This is a genomic window from Cohnella sp. (assembly GCF_041641335.1).
Taxonomy (GTDB): domain Bacteria; phylum Bacillota; class Bacilli; order Paenibacillales; family Paenibacillaceae; genus Cohnella.
The window spans coordinates 44,097-56,969 of the sequence record NZ_JBEPYQ010000008.1 but is presented as its reverse complement, the minus strand read 5'-3'; the positions used below and the strand labels follow the sequence as shown (position 1 = coordinate 56,969).

The 12,873-nt window shown below is 59.8% G+C and carries 11 protein-coding genes; 4 read left to right on the top strand and 7 right to left on the bottom strand.

Translation table 11 applies throughout. The features are described 5' to 3' along the window. Positions 1-8: 8 nt before the first annotated feature. The 3 genes from ACESLM_RS04160 to ACESLM_RS04150 all read right to left on the bottom strand — a co-directional run bounded on the left by ACESLM_RS04160 (position 9) and on the right by ACESLM_RS04150 (position 2,908). Positions 9-542, bottom strand: a complete 534-nt coding sequence (locus tag ACESLM_RS04160) for an arylamine N-acetyltransferase (RefSeq protein ID WP_372630115.1) — start codon at positions 540-542, stop codon at positions 9-11. A gap of 347 nt (positions 543-889) precedes the next feature. Further along, positions 890-2,029, bottom strand: a complete 1,140-nt coding sequence (locus ACESLM_RS04155; RefSeq protein WP_372630113.1) for a winged helix DNA-binding domain-containing protein — start codon at positions 2,027-2,029, stop codon at positions 890-892. Between the two features lie 42 nt (positions 2,030-2,071). Further along, complete coding sequence (locus ACESLM_RS04150) at positions 2,072-2,908, bottom strand: aminoglycoside 6-adenylyltransferase (RefSeq protein WP_372630112.1); 837 nt, start codon at positions 2,906-2,908, stop codon at positions 2,072-2,074. Between the two features lie 153 nt (positions 2,909-3,061). Here ACESLM_RS04150 and ACESLM_RS04145 point away from each other — a divergent pair, with 153 nt between their 5' ends. From ACESLM_RS04145 to ACESLM_RS04135, 3 genes are read left to right on the top strand one after another with little or no spacing between them, the layout of a single operon-like run. After that, on the top strand, positions 3,062-4,480 hold the full coding sequence (locus tag ACESLM_RS04145; RefSeq protein ID WP_372630111.1) for an MFS transporter: 1,419 nt from the start codon (positions 3,062-3,064) through the stop codon (positions 4,478-4,480). Continuing rightward, entirely contained in the window at positions 4,481-5,308 is an 828-nt protein-coding gene (locus tag ACESLM_RS04140; RefSeq protein ID WP_372630110.1) for a MerR family transcriptional regulator, read from the top strand. Positions 5,309-5,322: 14 nt separating this feature from the next. Further along, on the top strand, positions 5,323-6,804 hold the full coding sequence (locus ACESLM_RS04135) for a glycoside hydrolase family 5 protein (protein WP_372630109.1): 1,482 nt from the start codon (positions 5,323-5,325) through the stop codon (positions 6,802-6,804). A gap of 6 nt (positions 6,805-6,810) precedes the next feature. Here the strand turns inward: ACESLM_RS04135 and ACESLM_RS04130 are convergent, their stop codons facing one another. Next, entirely contained in the window at positions 6,811-7,242 is a 432-nt protein-coding gene (locus ACESLM_RS04130) for a universal stress protein (protein ID WP_372630108.1), read from the bottom strand. 187 nt (positions 7,243-7,429) lie between these two features. Here ACESLM_RS04130 and ACESLM_RS04125 point away from each other — a divergent pair, with 187 nt between their 5' ends. Next, positions 7,430-9,367, top strand: a complete 1,938-nt coding sequence (locus ACESLM_RS04125) for an ABC-F family ATP-binding cassette domain-containing protein (RefSeq protein WP_372630107.1) — start codon at positions 7,430-7,432, stop codon at positions 9,365-9,367. Positions 9,368-10,187: 820 nt separating this feature from the next. Here ACESLM_RS04125 and ACESLM_RS04120 read toward each other — a convergent pair. The 3 genes from ACESLM_RS04120 to sbnA all read right to left on the bottom strand — a co-directional run bounded on the left by ACESLM_RS04120 (position 10,188) and on the right by sbnA (position 12,872). After that, entirely contained in the window at positions 10,188-10,574 is a 387-nt protein-coding gene (locus tag ACESLM_RS04120; RefSeq protein WP_372630106.1) for an antibiotic biosynthesis monooxygenase, read from the bottom strand. 228 nt (positions 10,575-10,802) lie between these two features. Further along, positions 10,803-11,771, bottom strand: a complete 969-nt coding sequence (locus ACESLM_RS04115; RefSeq protein WP_372630105.1) for a 2,3-diaminopropionate biosynthesis protein SbnB — start codon at positions 11,769-11,771, stop codon at positions 10,803-10,805. 120 nt (positions 11,772-11,891) lie between these two features. Continuing rightward, the gene (gene sbnA / locus ACESLM_RS04110) at positions 11,892-12,872 is read right to left on the bottom strand and encodes a 2,3-diaminopropionate biosynthesis protein SbnA (protein WP_372630104.1); all 981 of its coding nucleotides are present in this window, start codon (positions 12,870-12,872) and stop codon (positions 11,892-11,894) included. Position 12,873 lies beyond the last annotated feature (1 nt).

Below are 12,873 nucleotides of genomic sequence, written 5' to 3'. Positions count from 1 at the left end.
TCGAACGTTCAGCTCAGTTCAGTAAGCAGCTTTCCGTCCACTTCTCTGTTGTACGTGTACGTACCGGGTTCATCCCCCGGGAGCAATCTGATTTCTAAACCGCCGAAACGGGACACCTGATCGGGATCGCTCTCCAATCGGACGGGATCGAAAAAAGGGGCTCCGTTCCCGCAATCCACGTACACTTCTTCCTGTTCATCCGGGAGCCGGACGAGCAGCCCAACGTGCCCGCCGCCCAATAAAGCGTAGCGGCAGTGGAATCCAAGCCGGTTCAGCAATTCAAGGAGACTGCTGCTTATGACATAGCACGTTCCTCCCATATGATACTGAACGAGCTGCTTCACAAACTTCTTTTCATCCTGTTGGAGATGTTTTTGCCTGTGGTAAGCTTCAAAATTCATTAAGGTGCTCACGTTCTCGAAAGGAATACGATTTAGATGGGCCGTGCAAATCGTTTTTAAGTAGGCATAAGAAGGTTCTTGAACCGGAACTTGAATGTAGTTCAAATAATCGATCGCCCATGGAGGTAACGGCTTTTGCATCACGATCATCTCCCCTTCCGTCTGATTTCAATCCAACGGTAAGGTGAGTATAAACTGTAACACTAGTGTGATAGTCAAGGCGGAATGAGAGTGGTTCTGGAATAGAGCGGGAGAGGGGGCGAGAGGCTGTCCCATAAGCAGAGTTGCTTGAGATGATCGATAGAAAAAGTAGGGGTATGTACCTTCTGGAGAATGCCTCATACGCTCCTGAAATCACCGTACCACGGGTTTACCCATTCAAGTTTCAGGAGCGTATAGCATCGGAAGGAGGTACATACCCCTTGCACATTTATCGTCGATCATCTTTCAGAGCAGCTTAAAGTTCTTATGGGACAGCCGATTCTCGCTTAATTGAAATTGAAGCGGATTTCCCGCTGTTCGCATTCCGGGGCGGCAAAGCTCAGCAAGCGTTCGCCTTCTTCGGCGAGAGCGTCCCGGTCCTGCGGGCTCAGCGGGCGAAAAGGAGTGATGACGAGCGCCGCGGAACCGCGTTCCCGAACGAGGCTCCACATTCCGGCGACGAACCCGTCGATCAGGAACGTCGGGCGAATGATTCCGTTGATCGTGAATACGCGCTTGCGATCTTCCTCGGAAATGATGCGCGCCCGGTCGGCATGCGACAGCAGCACGTTATCGAATTCGGCCACAAAGCGCGGAGGAATCGGCATATCCTCGTCGGAAAGCGGCGCATTCGGCACATCGAACAGCTCGCGGCCCTGCTCGTCGCGGAAAACCCGCAGGCGGGGGCGCATTCGCTTGACGACTTCGCCCAAGCGCGTCAGTCCGCACCAGGCTTGCATATCTTGAACCGTCGCGGGGCCGAAGGCGGCCAGATAGCGCTCCAGCATAGGCTCCAGCGAGTCTGGACCGGCCGCCGCTTCTTCGCTTCCGAGCCAGACCTTCACGGTCGTATGGGCGGCCGGGCCGCTCTCGCCCCACAGCCCGCGCGGAGGCACTTGCACGAGAGAGAGCAGCGTGCGCGCGGCGGCTCCGAGGACGCCCACGTCGCGGCCGTGCCAGCGGTTGTCCGAGGCCAAGCGCTCGCCGATTTCCTGGAAGGTCATCGGGCGCTCCTCGAGCAACTTGCGGGCGGCTGCCGCCAGCTCGGCTTCGTCGACTCCCTCGAGAAGCTTGCCGTGGGTCGCCTTGAGGCCCCGATCCATCGCCGGCTGCACGAGCGGGCGCAGGGCCAAGGCGTCGCGGGCGGAGACGAGATGGATCGTCGAGCGCATGAGCGCGATCCGCACCGCTTGGCGGGATCGGATCAGCTCTGCCAGCTCGTCTTGGCGAAACCCCTCAAGCCTTGTCCATAAGCCGAAATAGGGCGGAGTTGGAGCTTGGGCTTGCATGCCGACGAGATGCTCGATCGCTTCCATAGCGGAGAGGGTTCGGCGGCGGATGAGCATCTGACGTTCGAGCAGCGCGCGATTGAGCTGCCGACGGCTCAGCACGGGCTCCCGGCTCGCAGCCGCAGCAGGATTGGCCATGGGATGAAATCTTCCTTTCCTAATTGGGATGAAATACGCAAGCTACTCTCTCTCCCGAAGCTGCCGCATGTACTCCGTCACCTTCCGGTCTTCCTCCAGCGGATACGCACAGCCGAGCTTGTCCGCTACGGCCAAGCCCACGGCCCGGGTCAGCCGCCCCGTCTCGAACAGCGCGTCCCAGATACGCTCCGGGTCGCCGTCCGCATACGTGCGGGCGTAGGACGTCCACAGCTCCTCCGGCAAAAACCGCTCCAACCAGCGACCCGCCTTGCCGACGTTCACCGTCCAGCCGTTGTTCATGCCGACGTGCCAGCTCAGCAGCTTCACGACCGCGTCCCGCACGACGGCGTCGAGCATGAACTTGGCGTATGGAATCTCGCCCCGTACTAACCCCTTCGCCACATTCGTCGAGCACCACCAAATCTCGTTGAATGCTTTTTCTACCTCCCGCTTATCGGGCTTCGCCGTCACGTAGGATCGCTCGCTCGGAGGCGGTATTTCGCCCATACGTCCGTCCTTGTCCAGCAGCACCTTCGTCAAGCTGTCCTCGATCCCCGCCACCGTATCCGCGCGCCGGAAAGACAAGTCGATGCGGACTCCGTCCGTGAACAGCATCAGGAAAATCTCCCAAGCTTCGCCGTCTTCCTCGGCTTGATTGTGCTGCATGATCATCAGCTCGCCGAATTCCGCGGCAATCCAGCTCTGATCCTCGGCGAACGAGGCGAAATCCGTCACGCCATAGATGACGTCATAGTCCCGCAGCTCGTCCTTCGCGACGTTCGGGTTGACGCGCGAGCCGTTCAGCAGCACGACGCGCACCCGCGCATCCCGCTCGGCGAAGGCCAGCAACCGTCCGAATACTTCCTCTTCCTGCCTCATGACAACCTCCGCGATTTCCTGTTTTCTTCAGTCTACCGGAACAAGCTTTTTTTTCCAACAACCGCTTTACTCTGGAGTTACTCCATAGTTTAAGATAGAGGAGAAACGAACCGATCCTATTCCTGCAGCCCATTCGGGAAGGAGACGACGGAGATGGAGTTTATAAGAAGGGTAGCGGGCAACGCCAGAAAAGCGTTTCGGTTTACGAGCACGGGATTGTCGTTAAAGGAAAAGTGGAGGCTCGCGCTCCCCGGTCCGATTCTGTCGGTCGGAGGCGTGCTCATCCACAACGTCTTCATCAAGTATTACACCGACATTATCGGCCTAAGCCCGACGATGGTCGGCTGGGTGTACGTCATCTATAATATTTGGAACGCGATCAACGATCCGTTCATCGGCGTCTGGATCGACAAAATGAGGCACAGGCCGAGACGAGGCAAATACGTCTACGTCATGCGCGTAACCGTACCGTTCATGATCCTCTCTTCGTTCGCGATGATGCTGTCGAGCCCGTCCTGGGACGAGTGGATGATTTTTCTGCTGTATACAGTGGAATTGTTCATCTACGATACGGCGGCAACGGCCTACAGCATCGCCTATCAGTCCTATACGCTGATCGCCGCTCCGACGAAGGAAGAGCGCGTCGACGTGAACATTATCCAGAACTACGTCTCCCAAGGGATGTCGTTCCTGGTGACGATGATTCCGACGATGCTGCTGGTCGGCGACGGCAAGAGGGAGGTTATTCTCCCGATTTTCTCCCTGGTCATCCTAGCGGAGTCCATATTCTTCGCACTGGCGCTAAGAGGGCTGAGAGACGACGCCAAAATGTACGAAAGTCTCGAAACCCAGTACTTCGACCTAAGAGACGTATGGAAAGAGGCATGGCAGATCATCAAATCCCGTCCTTTTCTCTCGTATATTCTGTTCTCTATCATCACGGTCGGGCCGATCGGTTTCTACTTCACGCCGTTCTTGTACTATATGGACGACGTCATGGATGTAAGCGGTATCACCGCGACGATCGTCGACGTGAGCACGCATGTGGCCGTTCTGCTCGTGCTTCCCGCGGCAGGCTATTTCATCAAGAAGAACGGTACGAAGATCAGCGTCTACTGGGGAACGTTCACCGCGGTGCTCGGATACGTCGGAATTTTCCTGGCTTCCAACCTATGGCTGGCCGCGATCTCTTATACGCTTGTCGTGTTTACGGTCAACTACATCCGTACCGCGGCTGCACCGATGGGGGCGCTGATCATCGACGAGAACGAAAGAACGACTGGCGTGCGGAAAACGGGACTGTTCAACGGCTTGTTCTCGGTGTTCACCGTCGCTTTCTCGAGCTTGCAGACGGTGATCTTCATTAATATCATCGGCGCGTACGGATACGACGGGACGGCGGACGTCCAGACGGATTCGGCGGTGTTCGGCATTCGGCTGGCGGCGGGAATCGTTCCTCTGGCCGCGGTCCTGCTGGGGTTGATCCCTCTGGCGCTGTATCCGTTCGATAAGAAAAAGGAAGAGGAAATTTCGGCGTTCAGCAATCGGGCGAGGAGAGGGGACGGGGTTTAGATGGGCGATCCGTCGTTGAGGCTGAGTTTTACGATCGGGGAAGTGTCGCAAATTCTGGACATTCCCGTAGATACGCTGCGCTACTATGACAAAATCGGGCTGCTGGCCCCGCATGTTCGCGACACGAACAAGTACAGGTATTACGACCTGGAACAGTTCGACTCGCTGATTACGATCCGCATGCTCAGGGCGATGGAGGTGCCGATCGAGCGCATCCAGGAGCTGCTGAAGGAGCGGGAGCTGACCGGAATTCAAGGGCTGTTGAGGGAGAAAAGAACGGACATCGACCGCAGGCTGGTTTACTTGAACCGATTGTCCGGCAAGCTCGATTCGCTGCATGCGAAGCTTCGCAAGTTCGAGGACGCGGATACGATCGAGCTGGTGAGAACGGAGCCCGCCTGGGTACTGCTGACCGACTCGATCATGGAAAGCGGCGACCGCAAGCTCGGGAGCCGGGTTCAGGAGCAGGTGCGCCGCATTCGCGAGCCGAAGGAATGGGTGGCTTTCTGCCATATTATCTCTATCGTATCGCAGGAGAATTTGCAAGCGGGCCGCTACCACAACTATTTGAACAACGGCATCCTCTCCACTCACCCGATGGACGGGGAGGGGGAGACGTTCCGGAAGCTCGAGCCGTTCTACTGCGCCAGAAAATACGTCGTCATTGGCAAGGACGATTACGCCAAGCTGGACGAACACTACGAGCATATGAAAGCTTTTATCGCCCGCCGCGGCTTTCGCATTGCCGGCCATTCGCTGGAAATCAATCTATATAATCAGTACGACCGTCACTATATCGAGATTCATATTCCGATCGCGGAGAAATAAGGAGGTCATTGTCTATGAAAAAATTGTCGGCTCAAGCTCAGCGCATCGTCAACGAGGACGGAGCGCACGTCATTCTTCACGGCGTCAATCTGGTCTGCAAGGACAAAAAGAAAGGGTATGTAGAACCTTGCGACGAGAGCTTGTTCATTTGGTTCCGCGAGCAGGGCTACAACGTGATAAGGCTGGGACTCATCTGGGATGGGGTAGAGCCCGAACCGGGGGCGTACGACGACGTCTATCTCGGGAAGATCAAACAGCAGGCAGCTTGGGCGCAGCAGAACGGCATCTACGTATTCCTCGACATGCATCAGGATCTGTACAGCTCGCTGTACGGGGACGGGGCGCCGGAATGGGCGACGCTGCACGACGGTCTGCCGCATGCGGAGGGCCAGCTCTGGAGCGACGCCTATCTGGAGAGTCCGGCCGTCAATCGGGCATTGGATCGCTTCTGGGACAACGCCCCGGGGCCGGGCGGCGTCGGCTTGCAGGATCGTTACGCGGCGATGTGGCGGCATGTGGCCGAATTTTTCTCCGACTGCCCGAATCTGATCGGCTACGATCTGATGAACGAGCCTTATCCGGGTACGGACGGGCAAGAGGTGCCGGGCGCGATTATCGCCGCTTACGCGGAGAAGGCGCTCGGGCTGGAGGACGCCGATGCCGGGCAGCTCGGGAAGCTGTGGTTCGACGAGGAGAAGAAGCTGGAAGTGCTGGCCGGCATGGCGAAAATGGAAGTGTACCGTCCGCTTGTGGAGAGCGCGGCGGAAGCGTCCCAACGCTTCGAACGGGAGAAGCTGTCCCCGTTCTTCGACAGGACGGCCGAAGCGATCCGCTCGGTTGACCGGGAACGGCTGCTGCTGCTGGAAACGAGCTATTTTGCGAACATGGGCATCGAATCCGGCCTTCAGCCTGCGGCAGACCGATCGGGGAATAGGGATGCGGGTATGATCTATGCTCCGCACGGCTACGACCTGGTCGTCGACACGGACCACTACGAGGCGTACAACCAGGATCGCGTCGACTTGATCTTCGAAGTTCATCGCCGCGTTCAGCAGCGTTTGAACGTTCCCGCTCTGATCGGGGAATGGGGCGCGTTCAACGGAAATCCGGCTACGCACGGCTTGACGCGGGCCATCGTCGCCTTGTTCGAAGGGTATCTGTGGAGCAGCACGTATTGGTGCTGGACGGACGGCTTCAAGGAAGCCCCTTACGCCTCGGCGCTTAATCGGGCCTATCCGCAGTCGACGGGCGGAGAGCTGCTCCGCTATCGCTACGATTACGATGCCGGACGGCTGGAGATGGACTTCGTGCCGAACGGAGCGGAGACGGTGATCTACCACCCGCAAGCGGCCCGCCTGACCGGCAGCGATATTCTGATCATGGGCGCGGAAGGCTGCTTGACGGAGATCTGCTCCTACGATGGCGCGCAAGGTGGACTGGTCATCGTGCGCGCACCGCAGGGAGAGGCTTCCGTATCCGTTCGGATTGGCGGATAATCGCGGCTACTTGATAATCATGACGGGGACGGGGGCGTGCAGGATGACGTTATGGCTGACGCTTCCGACCATCAGCTCCCGGAACGCGCCGAGTCCTCGGCTGTCCATGACGATCAGATCGCAGCCCTCGCGGTCGGCATAGTCGAGAATGGCCGGGGCCGGCGATCCGGCGAGAATGACGACATGGGCTCCGGGCACGTCCCCTAGGCGCCTTTTCACGCGGTCGATGATTTCCTCCCCGTGCTTCTTCACCTGCTCCTGATAGGATTCCGGCTGAGCGAAGGTCATGTCCGCCACCGTAACCGGCTGCAGATTGATGACGTGGGCAACGGTGAGCCGGATCTGCGTTTCGAAACGAGCGAACTGTACGGCTTTGTCGAGCGCTCTATTCGCCGGGTCGGAGCCGTCGTACGGAACGAGAATATGGTTGAAAATCATGCGAAGTCCCCCTTAATCGTTATACAGTCCAATTTACCCTGAAGGGGGATGCGCCAAACGCTTATGACGGGGATGCATGCGTGCCGGCGATGATCCGATCGCAGTTGGAATCGGAGTCCTGCTCGGAACTATGGTATGATACGGTTAACGTGTTTTACTTATAGTGACGAAGAGGGTTGGTATCGGAATGCATCTGTTATCCGTCGAAAATATATCGAAGAGCTACAGCGACAAAATGTTGTTCGAGAACGTGGCGTTCGGCGTCGAGAGCGGGGACAAAGTCGGCATCATCGGCGTGAACGGCACGGGCAAGTCGACGCTGCTGAAGGTGATCGCGGGCCTGGAGCCGCCGGATTCCGGCCAGGTGTCGATCGGCCGCTCCGTCGTGCTTCGCATGCTCGCCCAGGATCCGTCGTTCGGGCCGGAAGAAACCGCGCTGGAGCACGTGCTTGGCGGCGACTCTCCGCAGCTTCGGGCGGTGCGGGAGCATGCCGCGGTGCTGAAGGAGCTGGAGCTTCGCCTCGACGACGCCGGTTTGCAGGAGCGGCTCATCGCCGCCAACGCGAAGATGGACGAGCTGAACGCTTGGCAACTGGAAAGCGAAGCGAAGACCGCGCTTACGAAGCTGGGCATTCTGGACGTGCACGGTCGGGTGGCGGCGTTCTCCGGCGGCCAGCGCAAGCGCGTGGCGATGGCCGCGGCGCTGCTGCAGCCGTCCGACGTGCTCATTCTGGACGAGCCGACGAACCATATCGACAACGATTCCGTCGCTTGGCTCGAAGGGATGCTGCAGAAGCGCAAAGGCGCGCTGCTGATGATTACGCACGACCGTTATTTCCTCGACCGGGTCAGCAACCGGATGATCGAGCTGGATCGCGGCTCGGCGTATTTCTATGAAGCGAACTACAGCCGGTTTCTGGAGCTGAAGCTGGAGCGGGAAGAGCGCGAGGCCGCCTCGGAAGCCAAACGTCAAAACCTGCTGCGGGGCGAGCTGGCTTGGATTCGCCGCGGAGCGCAGGCTCGTTCGACGAAGCAGAAGGCGCGGCTCGACCGCTTCGAAGCTTTGAAGGAGCAGGGGCCCAAGAGCGCGGCGGGCAAGCTGGACGTGTCGGTGGCGTCGGCGAGGCTCGGCAAGAAAATTATCGAGATCGAGCATTTGCGGAAAAGCATCGGCGGCCGCGAGCTGATCCGCGACCTCAGCTACATCGCGGTGCCGGAGGATCGCGTGGGCATCGTCGGGCGCAACGGGAGCGGCAAGTCGACGCTGCTCAAGATGATCGCCGGGAAGCTGCAGCCGGACGGCGGGCGCGTGGAGCTGGGACCGACGGTGAAGCTGGGCTGGTTCAGCCAGGAGCACGAGGAGATGGACGAGTCGCTTCGGGTGATGGAGTATATCCGCGAAGGGGCCGAACAGGTGAAGACCGCGGATGGCACGACGATCTCCGCGGGGCAGATGCTGGAGCGGTTTCTTTTTCCTCCGGCGGTGCAGTGGTCCGTCATCTCCAAGCTGTCCGGCGGGGAGAAGAGGCGGCTGCAGCTGCTGCGGGTGCTGATGAACGCGCCCAACGTGCTGCTGCTGGACGAGCCGACCAACGATTTGGACATTGCGACATTGACGGTGCTTGAAGACTATTTGGACGATTTTCCCGGCGTCGTCATCGCGGTGTCGCACGACCGTTACTTCCTGGATCGGACGGCGGATCGCATTCTGGCGTTCGAGGGGGACGGCGTCGTTGCCGAGCATACGGGCAACTACTCCGATTATCAGGCTTACGCCGAGAAGCGGGAGGCGGAGAAGCAGGCATCGGCTGTCCCGACGAAAGCTTCGGGGGCGTCGACGACGGGGGAGGCTGTTCAGGAGCGCAAAGACCGCCCAGTGCTGAAAATGTCCTACAAGGACCAGAAGGATTTCGAGCAGATCGACGGCTGGATCGCGGAGACGGAAGAGGCGCTCGCCGCCGTAGCCTCCCGCATGGAGGAAGCGGCGAGCGATTCGGGCCGGCTGCAGCAACTGATGGAAGAGCAGACCGCGCTGGAGGCGAAGCTTGATGCGCTGCTGGAGCGCTGGACGGAGCTGAACGAGCTGGCCGAGCAGATCGCGGCCAACAAGACCGGGCGGGGCTGAGACCGGCTTTCGGCCTCGCTTGGACTTAGCGGTCTTGGTAGACCGCTATTTTGTCCACGATTCAGAAAGTGTAAAATCCGCTATCCTTATCTGAATCGTCTCCGACAAAACGCTTTCATCGTCCAGAGGACGCCGAAGGCATTTTTGCTTGGTTAGTGGGTGTTACGGCGAGCTAACGGCCTGGTAGGCCGTTAACGGAGGGAAAGCGGGAGAGTTGGCGCAGCTAACGGCCTGGTGGGCTGTTAACGGAGGGAAAGCGGGAGAGTTGGCGCGGCTAACGGTCTGGTAGGCTGTTAACGGAAGGCGAGCGGGAGAGTTGGCGCGAATAACGGTCTGGTAGACCGTTAACGGAAGGTGAGTGGGAGAGTTGGCGGGATTAACGGTCTGGTTGGCCGTTAACGGAAGGCGAGCGGGAGGATTGACGGGATTAACGGTCTGGTAGGCCGTTAACGGAGGGCGAGCGTGAGGATTGACGGGATTAACGGTCTGGTAGGCCGTTAACGGAGGGCGAGCGTGAGGATAGGCGCGACTAACGGCCTGGTAGGCCGTTAACAGAAGGTGAGTGGGAGAGTTGGCGGGATTAACGGTCTGGCAGACCGTTAACGGAGGGCGAGTGGGAGAGTTGGCGCGAATAACGGTCTGGTAGGCCGTTAACGGAGGGCGAGCGTGAGGATAGGCGCGACTAACAGCCTGGTAGGCCGTTAACGGAGGGCGAGCGGGAGGATTGACGGGATTAACGGTCTGGTAGGCCGTTAACGGAAGGTGAGTGGGAGAGTTGGCGCGACTAACGGTCTGGTAGACCGCTAACGCGCCGGACCGCTTACTCTCCCGGGTAGGAGAAAGCAACCTCGTGGATGCTGAGCTTGGCGCCGAGCATGATGCCGGAGCCGGGCTTCGGTTGCCCGCCGTGGCCGGTTTGTCCCTCGCCGTGGCCGGCCGGACCTGCCGCTGAGCCGCCTTCGGGCTTCGGGCGGGAGTGGGCGTGAGCTTGCTTGAAGGCGTCGCTGTTAACCCACCCTTCGAAGGTCTCTTTGTTTTCCCACGTCGTGCATACTTTCAGTTCATCGTGTTCCTCCAGCGACTCGGTCAGCAGCTCCATGCGGATAAAGCCGGGTGCGTGTTGAACGCCCTTCGGATTTTTGAATCGTTCGGCGACTTCGGCAACATGGCCGGATTTGACGCGAATCGTATTGATGGCGACGATCACGGTCGTAACCCCCTTCGAGATTGAGATCAGCTTAAGTGTACCAAATCTCGCCATCCGCCGCTCGATGCTGACCGAACACCGATATCGCCTCGCGCTGCTCCTCGCTATTTCTGCCGAACTACGCCTCCAACCGAATTCCGCTTCGCTCCGTACCTCATCATTCCCGCCGAATGATGCTTCCAGCGGAACGCCGCTATCGCTTCGCGCTGTTCCTCGCGCTCCACCGTTCTATGCCTTCAACCGAACGCCGATGTCCATTCGCTCAGCTTCCCGCCAATAGTGCGCCGCCACCGCAATGTCGAAAGCGGCCATGCCCATCGGATTGAAGAAAATCGGGGTCTCCCGCGCCACGGAGCGAAGTCCGTCAGCGCCAACGGCCTCCGTCAGCGTCAATGTTACTTCCTCTCTCAACCCCTCTTGCAGATGCAATTGCTCGACGTCGGTGTTCTCCCGGCACACTTCCTTCCAGCTGTCGACGACGACCTGCGTTCCGGTTACGCACTTCGGCTCGTAATCCCGCAGCGAGACGTTCAGCAGCAGCGAACCCGGCGCCGGGCGTTCGTCGATATACCTCGTCGGCGCGACAGTGCAGGTCGCGATGATATCGCTCCCCCGGTAAGCCTCCTGCCACGTATCGCATATCGTCGTCTCCGCGCGTTCCGTCCCAACACGGACCGTCGCCGAATCGATCCCGCGAACGTCGAACAGCCGCACGCTTTCTACCCGATCGCCGAACAGGGTCATGATCATTTCATGATGCATTCTCCCGATTGGCCCCCATCCGATAATGCCGATCTTGCAGCGCTCGTGCCAGCCCAACCGGAAATACGCCCGAAGCATCGCCGCGCTCACCGCCGCCGTTCGCAGCTCGTTCAGCCGCCCGCCGCACAGAAAGGCCACGGGAACGCCGGTCCCGGGATCGTTTAGGACGATCGAGCCGTGCGCTCGCGGCAGCCCCCGCCGGACGTTGCCGGGAAAGCTGGCGATCCACTTGATGCCGCTCATCTCCGTATCGCCTCCGACGAAGGCGGGCATGGCGATAATCCGGTTGCCGGGCTCCCGGAAACGCAAATACGGCTTAAGCGGCTGAACCGCCTCCGGAGTTCCCAGCAGAGAGGCCGTCCGTTCGACGAGCCCGGTCAACGAGGGCCAATCCGTACCGATCTGGCGGATATGTCCGTCGTTCAGGTAGATCATGTCCACGGTGCCTCCTTTTTCGCGTTAACGTAAAGTGGGGGGTGCGAACGGAACTTTGAGCGCTCTTGCGCACGGACCCTGTACGGTCGAGCGCAAGATTTGGTCCTCCCCAAGGTTGGCTCACATATTTTCCATCGTCCACTCGTCGCTGTACACCGTATCCAAGTACCGCTCCCCGCGATCCGGCAAAATCGCCGCACAGACCGCACCGGCAGGGATCTCGTCCCGAAGCGAGCGGATCGCCGCCAGCACGCCGCCCGAGGAGGCGCCGGCGAGAATCGCCTCCGAGCGCAGCAGCTCCCGACATGTCTCGACGCACTCCCGTTCCGTGACGTACACGATCCGATCGATCAGCTCGGGCCGCGCGATGGGAGGGATTATGGCCGCTCCAAGCCCGGGAAACTTCCGGGCACCCTTCGTCCCGCCGAAGATCACGCTGCCCGCCGCGTCCACCGCCACAATCCGGGTAGGCGCGCCGCTGTCCTTCAACCGCTCCGCGCACCCCCGGATCGTCCCGCACGAGCTAACGCCGCAGAACAAATAATCGATACGCGGCAGCGCCTCCAGCATCTCCGGCATCGTCGTGTCGTAATGAGCCATGTAATTGTTCGGGTTGCCGTACTGGTTCGTCCAATAGCAGTCGCCGATCTGCCGCTGCAGCTGCTTCACCCGCGCGATCCGGGCGGGCAAATAGTCTCCGCTTGCCGGGTCCGGAGAAGCGACAAGCTCGATCTCGCCCCCGAGAAGCCGAATGAGCCTAAGATGGCTCTCGGTCGTGCGAGGGTCTACGACGCAAATAAAACGCAGTCCAAGCCCCCGGCAGAGCTGAGCGAGACTGACGGCCATATTGCCCGAGCTCGATTCGATGACGGTCGTTCCCCGGCGAATGTCCCCGGAACGAATCGCTTCCCGCACAATGCGCAGCGCGGGGCGGTCTTTGGCGCTGCCGCCCGGATTCATCATCTCCAGCTTGCCGTAGACGCGGAACGCCGCGTCCCGGAACAGCCGGCGCAGAGGCACGAGCGGCGTTCTTCCGATCGCGGCCCCTATGCCGTCAAGCGCATCCTCAGGGTTCATCAGGCCTGAGCCGTGTGCATCCATC